The following is a 16,612-nucleotide window of genomic DNA, read 5'->3' as shown; positions in this document are numbered from 1 at the left end:
TTTGTTTGGGGCGAGGGCCTCATCGCGAGCAGGCTCGCTCCCACAAGGGGGTTGTGAACGCTGCAGATCCCCCTGTGGGAGCGAGCCTGCTCGCGATGAGGTCGGCGCATCCAACACCGGATCGACGGTTGCACTGGCATCCCACCCCACCCGCCTTATAATGCCCGCCTTTGCGTACCTCAGCAGGCTGTAATTCCTTGGCAAACATAGACAACCCGGCTGCCGAAATGGCGGCTGACGGCTTTTTCCGGATCGCCTTGGGCGTGGAATACAAAGGTTCGCGTTATCGTGGCTGGCAGCGCCAGGCCTCCGGCGTCGCGACCGTGCAGGAAACCCTTGAAAACGCGCTGTCCAAAGTCGCCGATTCACCGGTGTCGCTGCACTGTGCCGGGCGTACCGATGCCGGCGTGCACGCCTGCGGCCAGGTGGTGCATTTCGACACCCAGGTCGAGCGTTCGATGAAGGCCTGGGTCATGGGGGCCAACATCAATCTGCCCCATGACGTCAGCGTCAGTTGGGCCAAGGTGATGCCGGCGCATTTCCACGCACGCTTCAAGGCCATCGCCCGGCGCTATCGCTATGTGATCTACAACGACCAGATCCGTCCGGCGCACCTGAACGAAGAAATCACCTGGAACCACCGTCCGCTGGATGTCGAGCGCATGGCCGAAGCCGCGCAGTACTTGGTCGGGGTTCACGATTTCAGCGCCTTTCGCGCCGGCCAGTGCCAGGCCAAGTCGCCGATCAAGGAGCTGCATCACCTGCGCGTGACCCGTCACGGCAAGATGATCGTGCTCGACATTCGTGCCAGTGCATTCCTGCACCACATGGTGCGCAACATCGCCGGCGTGCTGATGACCATCGGTGCCGGTGAGCGATCGGTGGAGTGGGTCAAGGAGGTGCTCGACAGCCGCATCCGTCGCTCCGGCGGCGTGACGGCTCATCCGTTTGGCTTGTACCTGGTACAGGTTGAGTACCGCGATGAGTTCGAACTGCCGGAGCGTTACATCGGGCCACATTTCCTCACCGGCTTCTCGGAACTCGACGGCTGACGCCCTCCGCTGCATTTGCTACCATCCGGGACTTTCTCGGATTTAGCTGGGGTTTTGACAACATGTCGGTCGTTCGCAGCAAGATTTGCGGGATCACCCGCGTCGAGGACGCGCTGGCGGCTGTCGAGGCTGGTGCCGATGCCATCGGGCTGGTGTTCTATGCCAAGAGCCCGCGGGCGGTGACCGTGCAGCAGGCGAGGGCGATCATCCAGGCCTTGCCGCCATTCGTGACCCCGGTCGGCCTGTTCGTCAATGCCAGCCGTTGCGAGCTGGGCGAGATACTCGATGCGGTGCCGCTGGGCCTGTTGCAATTCCATGGCGACGAGCTTCCTGCTGATTGCGAAGGCTGGCACCGTCCCTACATCAAGGCGCTGCGGGTCAAGGCGGGAGACGACATCGCGGCTGCTTGCGAGACGTTTGCCAGCGCCAGTGGCATTTTGCTGGACACGTACGTGGAGGGCGTTCCCGGCGGTACCGGTGAAGCATTCGACTGGTCGCTGGTGCCCCATGGCCTGAGCAAGCCGATCATCCTCGCCGGTGGCCTGACGGCTGACAACGTGGCCGAAGCGATTCGCCAGGTTCGTCCTTATGCGGTGGACGTGAGCGGCGGGGTGGAGCAGGGCAAGGGTATCAAGGATCCGGCGAAGATCCGGGCGTTCATGGCCGCTGTTCGCAGCCGCCAGTTGCCAATGTGACGGCTGGCAGACTGCCGCCGTCCATACCTGCACTGTACACAGCAGGCAGGCGCCGCCTCCGGGCGGGCCGATAGCGTAGCGGCAACCGCGGTGCAGCGGTTGCAGGAATGGTTGAGGAAGGTTGGGCTGCACGCAGGTCATGTTTCGCGCTGACCGTGGTGGCTTTTCGGCCCTCGCCGCACAATGAATTTAGCTCAAGGGCATACGCGGGGCCGCGAACCAGAGCGTTCGGGCCGCCGGTACTGGAGAAAGAAAGCATGAGCAACTGGTTGGTAGACAAACTGATCCCTTCGATCATGCGTTCCGAGGTGAAGAAAAGCTCGGTGCCTGAAGGTCTGTGGCACAAATGTCCATCCTGCGAAGCGGTGCTGTACCGCCCAGAGCTGGAAAAGACCCTGGACGTTTGCCCCAAGTGCAACCACCACATGCGCATTGGCGCGCGTGCCCGTATCGATATTTTCCTGGACGCCGAAGGCCGTGTTGAGCTGGGTGCCGACCTGGAGCCCGTGGATCGCCTGAAATTCCGCGATGGCAAGAAGTACAAGGATCGCCTGACCGCGGCCCAGAAGCAGACCGGCGAGAAAGACGCCCTGGTGTCCATGAGTGGCACCCTGCTGGGCATGCCGGTGGTGGTCTCGGCCTTCGAGTTCTCCTTCATGGGGGGGTCCATGGGCGCCATCGTCGGTGAGCGCTTCGTTCGCGCCGCCAACTATGCCCTGGAAAACCGTTGCCCAATGATCTGCTTCGCTGCTTCCGGCGGCGCGCGGATGCAGGAAGCGCTGATCTCGCTGATGCAGATGGCGAAGACCTCCGCCGTCCTGGCGCGTCTGCGCGAAGAAGGCCTTCCGTTCATCTCGGTGCTGACCGATCCGGTCTACGGCGGCGTTTCCGCCAGCCTGGCAATGCTGGGCGACGTGATCGTCGGCGAGCCGAAAGCCCTGATCGGCTTTGCCGGCCCGCGGGTCATCGAGCAAACCGTGCGCGAAAAACTGCCGGAAGGCTTCCAACGCAGTGAGTTCCTGCTGGAGCACGGTGCCATCGACATGATCATCCATCGTCAGGAGCTGCGTCCGCGCCTGGGTAACCTGTTGGCTCAGCTGATGGGCTTGCCGACGCCTCAGTACGTCGCCGCACCCATCGAACCGATGGTGGTTCCGCCGGTGCCTGCCGGGCTATGACCGAACGCACCCTGGACGACTGGCTGGCCTACCTCGAGCAATTGCATCCATCCGCCATCGACATGGGGCTGGAGCGCTCGCAAGCGGTCATGTCCCACATGGGGCTGGGCAAGCCGGCGCCCCGGGTCATCACCGTCACCGGCACCAACGGCAAAGGCTCGACCTGTGCCTTCGTAGCCTCGCTGCTGCGGGCCCAGGGATTGAGCGTCGGTGTCTACAGTTCGCCACACCTGCTGCGTTACAACGAGCGGGTGCAGGTCAACGGCGTCGAAGCCGCCGATGCCGAGCTGTGCGAGGCTTTCGCCGCGGTGGACGCCGGGCGGGGCGATATCTCTCTCACGTATTTCGAGATGGGCACCCTGGCGGCGTTCTGGCTGTTCGCCCGTGCCGGTCTCGACGCCGTTGTGCTGGAAGTCGGCCTGGGCGGGCGGCTGGACACAGTCAACCTGGTGGACGCGGACATCGCATTGGTCACCAGTATCGGCGTGGACCATGCCGATTACCTGGGCGATACCCGCGAATCCGTGGCCTTCGAGAAGGCCGGTATCTTTCGTCAGGGCGCGCCTGCGCTCTGCGGCGATCTCAATCCTCCGCAACCGCTGTTGGACAAGGCCCGGGAACTGGCCTGTCCGTTTTTCCTGCGGGGACGGGATTTCGATCTGGCCATGACCGAGCAGCACTGGCAATGGCGCGGCAGCGATCTGCAGGGTCATCCGGTGGAGTTGCGCGACCTGCCACAGCTGGATCTGCCGATGGAGAACGCCGCGCTGGCGCTCCAGGCCTACCTGCTGCTGGGTTTACCGTGGGATGCCGGGCAGATCGCCAAGGCGTTGTTGGCGACTCGCATCGTCGGTCGTCTTGATCGGCGCCAGTTCCAGTGGCAGGGCAAGCGTCTGAACCTGTTGCTGGATGTCGGGCACAACCCCCACGCGGCACAGTACCTGGCTGAGTGTCTGGCGCGGCGGCCGGTGGTGGGGCGGCGCCTGGCGGTGTTCGGACTGCTGTCCGACAAGGATCTGGATGGCGTGGTCGAGGCGTTGGATGCTAGTGTCCAGCACTGGGCGGTAACGCCCCTGGATTCGCCGCGCTCACGTCCCGCTTCTGAATTGCAAACGGTCTTGCAGCGCCGTGGCGCTTCGGTGGATGCTTACGACAGTGTCGCCGCCGCGTTGGAAGGGCAGTGCGCCGTGGCAACGGCCGATGATGAAATCCTGTTGTTCGGATCATTTTTTTGTGTCGCCGAGGCCCTGCAATGGCTGGCCCGGCGCTCCACGGAGGAAGCTGCAGATGGCATTGCTGGATAAGGCATACAAGCAGCGTATGGTGGGGGCCCTGGTATTGGTGGCCCTGGCGGTGATTTTCCTGCCGATGCTGTTTTCCCGTCAGGACGAGCAGCGCCAGGTCACGGTCGATGCACCCGCCGCACCCCAGGCGCCATCGGTTGCGCCTGTGCAGGTCGAGCCGGTGACGGTGCCCGAGCCGCAGGCGCTGCCCCAGGAGCCCGTCCCGAGCGACGAGGAACTGGCTGAGCACCCGACCGTGCCTTCGGCACCGATTCCTGCGGTACCGGCTGCATCGAGCAAGCCCGCTGTCGCTCCGGCTCCAGCGCCCGTTCCGGCCACCCCGGCGGTCAAGCCTGCACCGACGCAGCCGATCACCGCGGCGCCGACCAAGCCGGACACCAGCCAAAGTCGTGTGGACGCCAATGGGCTGTCGGTCAGTTGGTCCGTGCAACTGGCCAGCCTGACCAGTCGCGAAAGCGCGGAAAACCTGCAGAAATCCCTGCGCAGCCAGGGCTACAATGCCTACATCCGTTCCGCCGATGGCAAGAATCGGGTGTTTGTCGGTCCGCTGATCGAGCGTGCCGAAGCCGACCGCCTGCGCGATCTGCTCGGACGGCAGCAAAATCTCAAGGGTTTTGTGGTGCGTTTCCAGCCGGAACGCGGCTAAGCACCTGATTTCACTCACACTGACAATCGCAGCTTACCGACAGCCCTGGGCTCTGCTAAAATGCGCCGCCTTATCCGTCTGTAGGCTGCACCGTGCCATTTACCTGGGTTGACTGGGCGATCGTTGCGATCATCGCCATCTCCGCATTGATCAGTCTGAGCCGAGGCTTCGTCAAGGAAGCCCTCTCGCTGCTGACCTGGATCATCGCGGGAATCGTCGCCTGGATGTTTGGTGGCTCGCTGTCCCAGTACCTCGCCGGATACATCGAAACGCCATCGGCTCGCGTGATCGCGGGCTGTGCCATCTTGTTTATCGCCACCTTGCTGGTCGGCGCAATGATCAACTATCTGATCGGCGAACTGATTCGCGTCACCGGGCTTTCCGGGACGGACCGGTTCCTGGGCATGGCCTTTGGCGCCGCGCGTGGCGCGTTGCTGGTGGTCGTGGCCGTCGGGCTGCTGAGCCTGGGGCCGGTACAACAGGATTCATGGTGGCAGGAGTCCCGGCTCGTGCCACAATTTCTATTGGTCGCAGACTGGTCCAAGAACCTGATCCTGGGTTGGAGCAGTCAGTGGCTTGCCAGCGGTATCAGCGTACCCGCTGAAATACCGTTCAAGGAACACCTCTTGCCGACGGCCAAAACGCCGCAGTGAGTGTTGTTCAGTTCAGATCCATTAAGTAGGGGTTGCGTCGCATGTGTGGCATCGTCGGTATCGTCGGTAAGTCGAACGTCAATCAGGCGCTGTATGACGCGCTAACCGTGCTCCAGCACCGCGGCCAGGACGCTGCCGGTATCGTGACCAGCCATGACGGCCGGTTATTCCTGCGCAAGGACAACGGTCTGGTGCGTGACGTGTTCCACCAGCGTCACATGCAGCGCCTGGTTGGCCACATGGGTATCGGCCATGTGCGCTACCCGACGGCGGGCAGTTCGACCTCCGCCGAAGCCCAGCCGTTCTACGTCAACTCGCCGTACGGCATCACCCTGGCGCACAACGGCAACCTGACCAACGTCGAGCAGTTGGCCAAGGAGATCTACGAATCGGACCTGCGCCACGTCAACACCAGCTCCGACTCGGAAGTGATGCTCAACGTGTTCGCCCACGAGCTGGCCCAGCGGGGCAAGCTGCAGCCGACCGAAGAAGACGTGTTCGCCGCCGTGACCGACGTGCATAACCGTTGCGTCGGTGGTTACTCGGTGGTGGCGATGGTCACCGGTTACGGTATCGTCGGCTTCCGCGACCCCCACGGCATTCGTCCTATCGTCTTCGGCCAGCGTCACACCGACGAAGGCGTCGAGTACATGATCGCCTCCGAGAGCGTGTCCCTGGACGTGCTGGGTTTCACCCTGATTCGCGATCTTGCCCCGGGCGAAGCGGTCTACATCACTGAAGACGGCCAGTTGTTCACCCGCCAGTGCGCGACCAACCCAAGCCTTACACCGTGCATTTTCGAACACGTCTACCTGGCGCGTCCGGACTCGATCATCGACGGCATCTCGGTCTACAAGGCCCGTCTGCGCATGGGCGAGAAGCTGGCCGACAAGATCCTGCGCGAGCGTCCGGACCATGACATCGACGTGGTCATCCCGATCCCGGACACCAGCCGCACCGCGGCCCTGGAGCTGGCGAACCACCTGGGCGTCAAGTTCCGCGAAGGCTTCGTGAAGAACCGCTACATCGGCCGGACCTTCATCATGCCGGGCCAGGCTGCACGAAAAAAGTCCGTGCGCCAGAAACTCAACGCCATCGAGCTGGAATTCCGCGGCAAGAACGTGATGCTGGTGGACGACTCCATCGTGCGTGGCACCACCTGCAAGCAGATCATCCAGATGGCCCGCGAAGCTGGCGCCAAGAACGTGTACTTCTGCTCGGCAGCTCCTGCCGTGCGCTACCCGAACGTCTACGGCATCGACATGCCGAGTGCCCATGAGCTGATCGCTCATAACCGCACGACCCAGGAGGTCGCCGACCTGATCGGTGCCGACTGGCTGATCTACCAGGACCTGCCGGACTTGATCGAAGCCGTGGGTGGCGGAAAGATCAAGATCGAGCAGTTCGACTGCGCGGTGTTCGACGGCAAGTACGTCACCGGCGACATCGATGAGGCCTACCTGAACAAGATCGAAAGCGCCCGCAACGATGCGTCCAAGGCCAAGACCCAGGCGGTCAGCGCGATCATCGATCTGTACAACAACTAAAGTTACAAACCGGCCCTGAGGGGCCGGTTTGCGTTTGACCGATTGCAGGAGTGACAGCATGAGTCAGGATTGGGATGCCGGTCGGCTGGACAGCGACCTTGAAGGTGTAGCGTTCGACACCCTGGCGGTTCGCGCTGGCCAGCACCGCACGCCGGAAGCCGAACACGGCGATCCGATGTTCTTCACCTCCAGCTATGTGTTTCGTACCGCGGCCGACGCGGCGGCGCGGTTCGCTGGCGAAGTCCCGGGTAACGTCTACTCGCGCTACACCAACCCCACCGTGCGTGCTTTCGAAGAACGTATTGCCGCGCTGGAAGGTGCCGAGCAGGCGGTGGCCACTGCCACCGGCATGGCGGCGATCATGGCAGTGGTAATGAGCCTGTGCAGCGCTGGTGACCATGTGCTGGTATCGCGCAGCGTCTTCGGCTCGACCATCAGTCTGTTCGAAAAGTACTTCAAGCGCTTCGGCGTGGAAGTCGATTACGTGCCCCTGGCGGATTTGTCCGGTTGGGATGCGGCGATCAAGGCCAATACCAAATTGCTGTTTGTCGAATCACCGTCCAACCCCTTGGCCGAACTGGTGGACATTGCCGCGTTGGCGGAAATCGCCCACGCCAAAGGCGCCATGCTGGTGGTCGACAACTGTTTCTGCACCCCGGCCCTGCAACAGCCGCTGAAGCTGGGTGCGGACGTGGTGGTGCATTCGGCCACCAAGTTCATCGACGGCCAGGGTCGTTGCATGGGCGGCGTGGTGGCTGGTCGCAGTGAGCAGATGAAAGAAGTGGTGGGCTTTTTGCGCACCGCCGGGCCGACCCTCAGCCCGTTCAACGCCTGGGTGTTCCTCAAGGGCCTGGAAACCCTTGGCCTGCGCATGAAAGCCCATTGCGCCAATGCCCAGGCACTGGCCGAGTGGCTGGAACAGCAGGACGGCATCGAGAAAGTCCATTACGCCGGCCTCAAGAGTCACCCGCAACATGACCTGGCCCTGCGTCAGCAGCGCGGTTTCGGTGCCGTGGTGAGCTTCGAGGTCAAAGGGGGCAAGGAGGGCGCCTGGCGCTTCATCGATGCCACCCGTCTGGTGTCCATTACCGCCAACCTGGGCGACAGCAAGACCACCATCACCCACCCGAGCACCACCTCCCACGGCCGTCTGTCGCCCCAGGAGCGTGAAGCAGCCGGGATCCGCGACAGCCTGATCCGCGTCGCGGTCGGCCTGGAAGACGTGGCCGACCTGCAAGCCGACCTGGCGCGTGGGTTGGCGGCCTTGTGATCGAGCTGGCGACGCCGCCGAGCGGCACCCATGGCCGGGTTGCACTGGTGACGGGTGCCGCCAGGGGCATTGGCCTCGGTATCGCCGCCTGGCTGATCTGTGAAGGCTGGCAAGTGGTGCTGACCGACCTGGATCGTGAGCGCGGCTCCAAGGTTGCCAAGACGTTGGGCGACAACGCCTGGTTCATCGCCATGGACGTGGCGGACGAAGCTCAGGTCGCCACGGGGATCGCCGAGGTGCTGGGCCAGTTCGGCCGGCTCGATGCGCTGGTGTGCAACGCGGCCATTGCCGACCCGCACAACATCACCCTGGAAAGCCTGGACCTGGCGTATTGGAATCGGGTCCTGGCGGTGAACCTCGGCGGGCCGATGCTGCTGGCCAAGCACTGTGCGCCTTATCTGCGTGCCCATAACGGCGCCATCGTCAACCTGGCCTCGACCCGTGCCGCGCAGTCGGAACCCGACACCGAAGCTTATGCCGCAAGCAAGGGTGGCCTGCTGGCCCTGACCCATGCCTTGGCGATCAGCCTCGGGCCGGAGATCCGGGTCAATGCCGTCAGCCCTGGCTGGATCGACGCACGGGACCCGTCCCTGCGCCGTTCAGAGCCACTGACCGACGCCGATCACGCCCAGCATCCGGCGGGTAGGGTAGGCACGGTAGAGGATGTGGCGGCGATGGTGGCGTGGTTGTTGTCGCGCAATGCCGGTTTCGTCACGGGCCAGGAGTTCGTGGTGGACGGCGGCATGACCAAGAAAATGATTTACGAGTGAGAAGCGGCGAAGCTCTCCATTCGAAACTGTTTTGAAAAAACTTCAACCCTGCTATTGACTTAGCTTCGGTACCTGCGTAAATTTCGCGGCCTCAGCGAAGCAAAGGGTGATTAGCTCAGCCGGGAGAGCGTCTGCCTTACAAGCAGAATGTCGGCGGTTCGATCCCGTCATCACCCACCATGTTCCATGAGAGTCTTGCGAAAGCAAGACGGAAGCTGTCAAAAGCCTCCACCGACGCGCAGCGGTAGTTCAGTCGGTTAGAATACCGGCCTGTCACGCCGGGGGTCGCGGGTTCGAGTCCCGTCCGCTGCGCCATATTTTCCGAGTCAGGTTCGCCTGGTTCGAGATCAAGCCCAAGGGGTTGATCAGACGAGTCAAATGGACGCAAGTCCACAGCGATACGCAGCGGTAGTTCAGTCGGTTAGAATACCGGCCTGTCACGCCGGGGGTCGCGGGTTCGAGTCCCGTCCGCTGCGCCATATCTGCTTCGAGGCCCACTGGACGCCTTGGAGCCAGGAAGAAAGCCGAAACGCCTCTTCTGATCGATAGCAAAGACCCTGGTCGAAAGACCGGGGTTTTTTGTTTCTGTAATTCAGGTCAAGCCTGCAACCATTTCAGTTTCTGAAAGAGTGGATTGTAGTTTGTGCGGATTCCGTCGCAGGTGCATCAGGGGGAATATGAGCGCTCACGCTCACCTCCGCAGGGGGGTGAAAGAACCCTGACCGTAGCCGCTGGCGCGCAATTGCGCCGCGTGCGCGAGGTGACCTCGAATGGACAAGATCTCAACGCCACAACGTTCACCCTGGCATGAAGGCGAGTTGACCTTGCAGCGTGCAGTCGGTGCGGTCGACATGATGGTGGGTGTCGGCCAGCGGCAGTTGGCCCGGTCGTGGATGCCGGACCAGCATCGCGAGTTCTATGCCCAGCTTCCTTTCGTGGTGTTGGGAACTGTGGATCGGCAAGGCGATGTATGGGCCACGATTCGCACGGGACAACCTGGCTTCATGCATTCTCCCACGCCGGAACGCCTGCACATCAGCCTCCCGCCGCAGCCTGACGACCCTGCCCAGGACGGCATGAAGCCGGGCGATGCCATTGGCATGCTTGGGATCGAGTTGCATACCCGTCGACGCAACCGTATGAATGGCAACGTACTGCGTCAGTCGGATGAGGGTATTGAAATCGCCGTGACCCAGGCCTACGGCAATTGCCCGCGCTACATCAATCTGCGCCAGTACGCTTTCGTCGACGAGACAGCGGGCGCCGTGCTCGAGTTGACCAGCGCGGACCCACAGGTACGTCGCATGGTCACTGCCGCCGACTCGTTCTATGTCGCGACCTACGTCGTGCGCGACGGCCAGAACCAGGTCGATGCCTCGCATCGCGGCGGCAAACCCGGTTTTGTGCGAATGGAAGAAGACGGGACGCTGACCATTCCGGATTTCTCCGGGAATCTGTTTTTCAACACCCTGGGCAACATCCTGCTGAACCCCCGGGCCGGGCTGGTGTTCATCGACTTCCAGAGCGGCGACCTGCTGCAAATGAGCGGTTCAGCCGAGGTGCTGCTGGACAGCCCCGAAATTGCCGCGTTCCAGGGCGCCGAGCGGCTGTGGCGCTTCAAGCCACAGCGTATTGTTTCCCGTCAGGCCGCGATCCCGTTGCGTTGGACGGACACGGCCGAGGGCACCTCACCCAACTCGATGATGACGGGCAGTTGGGAGCAGGCGACCGAGCGCTTGCAGGCCGAGGCCCTGCGCAGTCACTGGCGTTCGATGCAGGTTGTTCGCATCGTGGATGAGAGTCGCAGCATCCGCTCGTTCTATCTACAGGCCAGTGATGGCGCTGGCTTGCCCGGCTTTGAACCGGGGCAGCACCTGCCCGTGCGGGTTCGCTTGGAAGGGCAGCAGGCGCCCGTCATTCGCACCTACAGCGTCTCCAGTTCACCGTCGGATGAATTCTTGCGCATCAGCGTCAAGCGCGACGGCTCGGTGTCTTCGCATCTGCATGAGCGGGTTCAAGTCGGGGACTTGATCGAAGCCCGGGCGCCCCAAGGGGATTTCACGGTCCAGGCCTCCGAGCGGCGTCCATTGGTACTGCTGGCCGCGGGCGTTGGCATTACGCCGCTGCTGTCGATGTTGCGCGAAGTGGTTTATCAAGGGAAGCGCATCAATCGCATGCGGCCGACGTGGCTGATACAAAGCAGCCGTTCAGTGGCCGACCTGGCCTTTCGTGATGAGGTCGACGAGTTGGTGGCCCGGGCCGGGGACAAGATCAAGGTCCTGCGTGTGGTCAGCCAGCCGCCCACCGACGGGTCAGTCGACAGCTACGACATGGCCGGCCGCATCGATGTCGAACTGCTCAAGACCCTTCTCCCGCTGAACGACTACGACTACTACCTCTGCGGGCCGGGGAGTTTTACCCAGGCGCTGTACGATGGCCTGCGCACATTACGCATTCCGGATGATCGCATTCACGCTGAAACCTTCGGCCCGTCAACGCTGGTCCGTGACATTGAAGTCAGCGTGCCTGCGGCGGAACAAGTGCCCATGGCCGATGAAGCGGTGAAAGTCCTGTTCGCCACCTCGGGCAAGGAAGCGCGCTGGGAGCCCGGCACCGGGACGTTGCTCGAATTGGCGGAAGCGCGGGGCCTGAATCCCGAGTTCAGTTGTCGTGGTGGCTCCTGCGGTACCTGCAAGACCCGGCTGAGCAGTGGCCAGGTGCACTACCTGAACAAGCCGGCGCAACGATTGGAGGCGGATGAGGTGTTGATCTGTTGCGCCGTGCCGGCGCAGGGGAGTGAGACGTTGGTGCTGGACGTCTGAAGGCGTTTGGAGGCAGTCCCTGGTTCAAGCGGCCGCGTGCGGCTCGTGTTTCAGCAGGTTCGACAGGCGGGTCAGCCCCTGGGTCAATTCCTCGAAGGACGGGCCCCCAAGACACAGGCGAATGCCGGTCACCGGTTCATCGCGATCCACCATCAGCGATTCTGGCGCAGTTACCCTGATGCCTACGTGGACAGCCGCCTTCGTGAAGCGCTCAGCGGCGTCGTGAGGCATCGGGAGCCAGATGTGATAGGCGTCCGGGTGCGAGACGCATTCGACCCCGCCAAGCAATTCGGCGGCGAGGCGGGTTCTGCGCCGCGCTTCATGCCGCAAGTCCTGCTGGATGGAGGCGACCACGCCGTTGGACAACCAATCTTCCACCACGGCGCAGGACAACGGCGACGGGCCCAGGGGAATATCCTGCAGGTGTTCCTGCGCCGCGCCATGCAATTCAGCGGGTAGCGTGAGCATGCCGATCCTCAATCCGGGGCCGAGGGATTTGGACAGACCGTTGACGTGCAACACTCTCTCGGGCGCCAGCGTTGCAAGGGCAGGCACTGGCGCAGATCCCAGCGCATAGACACCATCCTCGATGATCCAGGCACCCGCTTGTCGACAGACCTCGACGATAGCTTGCCGTCGCGCCGCACCCATGGTCGCCGTGGTGGGGTTGTGAAGCGTGGGGGTGAGATAAACCACCTTGCTGCTGGCTGCTGCGAAATGACCGAGGGCCCGCGCAAGCGCCTCCGGCAGCATGCCTTGCGCGTCGATCTTGACCCCCTGCATCCGATAGCCTTTGCGCCGGGCCAGGGCAATCGCGCCGGGGTACGTGAGGCGTTCCGTCAGGATCATCCCGTGGGGGCCGCAGGCGAGGTCGAAAGCCAGGGAAATGGCCTGGCGGGCATTGCCCGTCAGCACCAGGTGGGACGGTTCGACCACAATGCCGAGGGTTTCAAGCCAACGGGCCAACAGGCGACGATGTTCCAGGTGTCCGGCGGGTGGCGAGTAGAGGTTGATATGGTCGGCGTCGATCTTGCGAGCGATGCCGGTCAAGGTCCGCGCCAGGAGACGGCTCGTCAACATGGCGGGCGGCACATTGGATGAAAGATCGATCAGCCGCTGCTCGTGTGCCTGCAGGATGGCCACGAAGGTTGCCCGACCCTTGACGCTGCGCACCAGACCGCGTCGCTCCAGGGCGGCATAGGCTTTCGTCACCGTCCCCAGCCCGATTCCCAGTTGCCACGCGAGCTGCCGATGGGCGGGGAGGCGGTCGCCACTTTTCAATCGGCCTTCAACGATGTCGTCGGCCAGGGCGCACACCAGCCGTTCTGAAGCGCTCGCTTCGATGTCCGCGAGGCGGGGTGTCCAGGGCGATTGAAGGCGCATCGGGGGTACCAGTGAATGAATAGTGTCGCGTGACACTATTTCAATAGTCATGAAGTGTCACGCGCATTATGGTGCTTGCGGAGCAACTGTTCACCTGTTCGCAAGCGCTACGCATCTCGGACGCCTTTTGAGGACATCCCAATGATCGACCATCCGATCATGCTCGCCTTTGGCAGCTACATCCTTGCCGCCGCCAGCCCTGGCCCCAGCAATATGGCGATCATGGGCGTGGCGATGCGTGACGGGCGCTCCCACGCCTTGGTCCTGGCGTCCGGTGTCATGACAGGGTCGCTCTTCTGGGCGTTCCTGGCGGCGACGAGCATCTCCGCCTTGTTGGCGGCTTATGCTCAGGCGCTCTTTGTCATCAAGGTGGCGGGCGGGATCTATCTGCTTTACCTGGCGATGCGCGCAGGCAAGGCTGCCATGGCCTCGACACAGGAGAGCGCCGGTGCGATTGCCGGACGGCAGGCTCGGCGTTATCTGCCTCTGTACCGCCAGGGACTGCTCATGCACATCGGCAACCCCAAGGCCATCATGTCCTGGATGGCGATCATGTCGCTCGGGCTCCATGAAGACGCACCAGCCGGTACCTTGCCAGCGATCATCGGCGGTTGCGCCTTGCTCGGCGTCATCATCTTCGGCGGCTACGCCATCGTGTTTTCGACGGCCAGGATGATTGCCGGCTACACCCGACTGCGGCGCTGGATTCAAGGGCTGTTCGCTACGCTGTTTGCAGTCGCGGGGTTGAAGCTTCTCGTGTCGTCCCACTGAGGTTCCGGTGTTTTGAAGTCGCCAGGAAAAACGAAGGAGAATCCCTTGGACCCTGTGATTCAGGTCGTTGACGTGTTTGGCGCCGAGCCGTTTTTCGGCAACCCGCTGGCCGTGGTCATGGGCGCTGACAGGCTGGAAACTGATGAGATGCAACGTCTGGCCCGCTGGTTCAACCTGTCGGAAACGGCCTTTGTGCTATCGCCGACGCACCCGGACGCGGACTACCGGGTCAGGATTTTTTCGCTGGACCGGGAGTTGCCATTCGCCGGGCACCCGACATTAGGGAGTTGCCATGCCTGGCTTGCGACCGGTCGCAAACCCACGAGTGAGGCGCACATAGTCCAAGAGTGTGGCGCGGGTCTCGTGACCATTCGTCGTGATCGAGACCGGCTTTGCTTTGCCGCTCCGGCGTTGATTCGCTCCGGACCTCCATCCAGGGAGGAGTTGAACGAGGCGGTGCAATTTCTGCGGATAGATCCGTGCGACGTCGTCGATGCGGCCTGGGTCGACAATGGCCCTGGATGGCTGGGCATCCGATTGGCCTCAGCCGAGCGAGTCCTGGCCCTGCAACCGGCACCCAACTGGCCACGCAGAATCGACGTCGGCGTGATCGGCCCGCATTCCAGTGGTGATACGGCTTTCGAAGTGCGCACCTTCTTCAACAATCACCTGGGCGCCATCGTTGAAGACCCGGTCACGGGCAGCCTGAATGTCTCGCTGGCGCAGTGGTTGTTCGAGGCTGGCCTGGCTGAGCAAGCCTATGTTGCAGCCCAAGGTACCCGTCTCGGTCGCAAAGGGCGCATCCATGTGAGTCGAGATGAGGCCGGCCAGGTCTGGATTGGCGGTGAAACGCGCACTCAGGTGGAGGGGAGGCTACAGGGGCTTTTTGAACATCAGCCCCTTGATTGAGCGGCCCCGTCCATCACGTAGGGCCGCCGAATGCGGGGTTCACACCCCCAGCTTGTCCCGCAACCCGTAATACCACGCACCCAACGCCGCGAAAGGCGTGCGCAGTAGCTGGCCGCCGGGGAACGGGTAGTGGGGCAGGTCGGCAAACGCATCGAAACGCTCGGCCTGGCCACGCAGAGCTTCGGCCAGTACCTTGCCCGCCAGATGCGTATAGGTCACGCCATGGCCGCTGCAGCCCTGGGAATAGTAGATGTTATCCCCCAGCCGTCCGACCTGCGGAAGACGCGACAATGTCAGCAGGAAGTTTCCGGTCCAGGCGTAATCGATCTTCACATTCTTGAGCTGCGGGAACGCCTTGAGCATCTTCGGCCGGATGATCGCTTCGATGTTCGCCGGATCCCTCGCGCCATACACCACGCCACCGCCGAAGATCAGGCGCTTGTCGCCCGTCAGCCGGTAGTAATCGAGCAGGTAATTGCAGTCTTCGACGCAATAATCCTGGGGCAAGAGACTGTGAGCCAGCTCGTCACCCAGCGGCTCGGTCGTGATCACCTGCGTACCGCAAGGCATGGACTTGGCTGCCAGCTCCGGCACCAGATTGCCCAGGTAGGCATTGCCGGCCACGATAATGAACTTGGCCCTGACCTTGCCCTGTGGCGTATGCACCACTGGGCTGGCACCGCGCTCGATGCGCACCGCCGGCGACTGCTCATAAATCACCCCACCCAGGGATTCCACGGCCGCCGCCTCACCCAAGGCCAGATTGAGCGGATGGATATGTCCGCCGCTCATGTCCAGCATACCGCCGACATAGTGATCGCACGCCACCACCTCGCGGATACGACGCTGATCCAACAGTTCCAACTGGGTATGGCCGAAGCGCTCCCATAAACGCTTCTGCGACTCCAGATGGCCCATCTGTTTAGCCGTAAGGGCCGCGAATACACCGCCGTCCTTCAGGTCGCACTGAATCTGATACTTCGCCACCCGCTCCCGAATGATCCGCCCACCCTCGAACGCCATCTTTCCCAGCAACTGCGCCTGCTGCGGGCCGACGCTGCGCTCGATCACATCGATGTCGCGGCTATAGCTGTTGACGATCTGCCCGCCATTGCGACCCGAAGCGCCAAACCCCACCTTGGCGGCCTCGAGAATCGTGACCTTGAAGCCGTTCTCCAGCAAAAACAGGGCAGAGGACAGGCCGGTATAGCCTGCACCGATCACGCACACATCAGTCTCGATGTCATCCTGCAGAGCCGGGCGGGGCGGTACCGGATTGGCCGACGCGGCGTAATAGGACGCTGGATAAGGAGTGTTCGCCATTCTGCAACCTCTGTTTTATATTTTTTACGAGTGCGCAGATCCTACCCGAGATAAAAATCGGCCGCCAGCCACCCCCAAAATCTCCATCCCGTGGGGGAAATTAAATATTTTGCATATTCATAGGGTTAGGTGAAAAAAAGGTGTTGACACCCCTTCGGAATTCCGTAGAATGCCGCCTCACAGCAGGCACGTAGCTCAGTTGGTTAGAGCACCACCTTGACATGGTGGGGGTCGTTGGTTCGAGTCCAATCGCGCCTACCAAACAAAATCCGCTCTGCTGGGCGGTCTA

14 protein-coding genes and 4 tRNA genes are annotated in these 16,612 nt (G+C 62.5%); 16 read left to right on the top strand and 2 right to left on the bottom strand.

The genetic code is table 11. The annotated features are described in order from the left end of the window. Positions 1 to 227 precede the first annotated feature (227 nt). From truA to CGA22_RS16905, 13 genes are all read left to right on the top strand, one after another. The gene (truA, locus tag CGA22_RS16965; RefSeq protein ID WP_041023749.1) at positions 228 to 1,052 is read left to right on the top strand and encodes a tRNA pseudouridine(38-40) synthase TruA; all 825 of its coding nucleotides are present in this window, start codon (positions 228 to 230) and stop codon (positions 1,050 to 1,052) included. 62 nt (positions 1,053 to 1,114) lie between these two features. Further along, complete coding sequence (locus tag CGA22_RS16960; protein ID WP_041023748.1) at positions 1,115 to 1,747, top strand: phosphoribosylanthranilate isomerase; 633 nt, start codon at positions 1,115 to 1,117, stop codon at positions 1,745 to 1,747. Positions 1,748 to 2,004: 257 nt separating this feature from the next. Continuing rightward, positions 2,005 to 2,925 (top strand): acetyl-CoA carboxylase, carboxyltransferase subunit beta, encoded by a 921-nt coding sequence (gene accD / locus CGA22_RS16955; RefSeq protein ID WP_024779156.1) that lies wholly within the window; start codon positions 2,005 to 2,007, stop codon positions 2,923 to 2,925. Continuing rightward, positions 2,922 to 4,229, top strand: a complete 1,308-nt coding sequence (gene folC / locus CGA22_RS16950) for a bifunctional tetrahydrofolate synthase/dihydrofolate synthase (RefSeq protein WP_041023747.1) — start codon at positions 2,922 to 2,924, stop codon at positions 4,227 to 4,229. The genes accD and folC overlap by 4 nt, the downstream gene beginning before the upstream one ends. Beyond that, positions 4,213 to 4,875 carry an SPOR domain-containing protein gene (locus tag CGA22_RS16945; protein WP_041023746.1) on the top strand — a complete coding sequence of 221 codons (663 nt, stop codon included), beginning with the start codon at positions 4,213 to 4,215 and terminating at the stop codon, positions 4,873 to 4,875. Before folC ends, CGA22_RS16945 begins: the two co-directional genes overlap by 17 nt. A 92-nt stretch (positions 4,876 to 4,967) precedes the next feature. Further along, positions 4,968 to 5,528: a CvpA family protein gene (locus CGA22_RS16940; RefSeq protein ID WP_041023745.1), complete on the top strand. Its 561-nt coding sequence runs from the start codon at positions 4,968 to 4,970 to the stop codon at positions 5,526 to 5,528. Between the two features lie 41 nt (positions 5,529 to 5,569). After that, the gene (purF, locus tag CGA22_RS16935) at positions 5,570 to 7,075 is read left to right on the top strand and encodes an amidophosphoribosyltransferase (protein WP_041023744.1); all 1,506 of its coding nucleotides are present in this window, start codon (positions 5,570 to 5,572) and stop codon (positions 7,073 to 7,075) included. 58 nt (positions 7,076 to 7,133) lie between these two features. Then, the gene (locus CGA22_RS16930) at positions 7,134 to 8,345 is read left to right on the top strand and encodes an O-succinylhomoserine sulfhydrylase (RefSeq protein WP_041023743.1); all 1,212 of its coding nucleotides are present in this window, start codon (positions 7,134 to 7,136) and stop codon (positions 8,343 to 8,345) included. Then, on the top strand, positions 8,342 to 9,115 hold the full coding sequence (locus CGA22_RS16925; protein ID WP_041023742.1) for an SDR family oxidoreductase: 774 nt from the start codon (positions 8,342 to 8,344) through the stop codon (positions 9,113 to 9,115). Before CGA22_RS16930 ends, CGA22_RS16925 begins: the two co-directional genes overlap by 4 nt. Before the next feature lie 104 nt (positions 9,116 to 9,219). After that, positions 9,220 to 9,295 (top strand) — tRNA-Val (locus tag CGA22_RS16920). A 58-nt stretch (positions 9,296 to 9,353) separates the two neighbouring features. Beyond that, positions 9,354 to 9,430 (top strand) — tRNA-Asp (locus CGA22_RS16915). Positions 9,431 to 9,517: 87 nt separating this feature from the next. After that, positions 9,518 to 9,594 (top strand) — tRNA-Asp (locus tag CGA22_RS16910). 291 nt (positions 9,595 to 9,885) lie between these two features. Beyond that, the gene (locus CGA22_RS16905; RefSeq protein ID WP_041023741.1) at positions 9,886 to 11,937 is read left to right on the top strand and encodes a pyridoxamine 5'-phosphate oxidase family protein; all 2,052 of its coding nucleotides are present in this window, start codon (positions 9,886 to 9,888) and stop codon (positions 11,935 to 11,937) included. Positions 11,938 to 11,961: 24 nt separating this feature from the next. Here the strand turns inward: CGA22_RS16905 and CGA22_RS16900 are convergent, their stop codons facing one another. Further along, complete coding sequence (locus tag CGA22_RS16900; RefSeq protein WP_041023740.1) at positions 11,962 to 13,320, bottom strand: PLP-dependent aminotransferase family protein; 1,359 nt, start codon at positions 13,318 to 13,320, stop codon at positions 11,962 to 11,964. Positions 13,321 to 13,461: 141 nt separating this feature from the next. Here CGA22_RS16900 and CGA22_RS16895 point away from each other — a divergent pair, with 141 nt between their 5' ends. Both CGA22_RS16895 and CGA22_RS16890 read left to right on the top strand, forming a co-directional pair. After that, positions 13,462 to 14,091: a LysE family translocator gene (locus CGA22_RS16895; protein WP_188258651.1), complete on the top strand. Its 630-nt coding sequence runs from the start codon at positions 13,462 to 13,464 to the stop codon at positions 14,089 to 14,091. Positions 14,092 to 14,136: 45 nt separating this feature from the next. Continuing rightward, complete coding sequence (locus CGA22_RS16890; protein WP_041023738.1) at positions 14,137 to 15,000, top strand: PhzF family phenazine biosynthesis protein; 864 nt, start codon at positions 14,137 to 14,139, stop codon at positions 14,998 to 15,000. Between the two features lie 39 nt (positions 15,001 to 15,039). On the opposite strand, the gene CGA22_RS16885 is transcribed toward CGA22_RS16890, so the two are convergent. Continuing rightward, positions 15,040 to 16,323 (bottom strand): NAD(P)/FAD-dependent oxidoreductase, encoded by a 1,284-nt coding sequence (locus CGA22_RS16885; RefSeq protein WP_041023737.1) that lies wholly within the window; start codon positions 16,321 to 16,323, stop codon positions 15,040 to 15,042. A gap of 184 nt (positions 16,324 to 16,507) precedes the next feature. Between CGA22_RS16885 and CGA22_RS16880 the strand changes: the two genes are divergently transcribed. Beyond that, positions 16,508 to 16,584 (top strand) — tRNA-Val (locus tag CGA22_RS16880). Positions 16,585 to 16,612 lie beyond the last annotated feature (28 nt).

It is taken from the genome of Pseudomonas sp. PSB18, from assembly GCF_014596565.1.
Classification (GTDB): Bacteria; Pseudomonadota; Gammaproteobacteria; order Pseudomonadales; family Pseudomonadaceae; genus Aquipseudomonas.
This window is presented reverse-complemented; position numbering and strand designations above follow the sequence as displayed.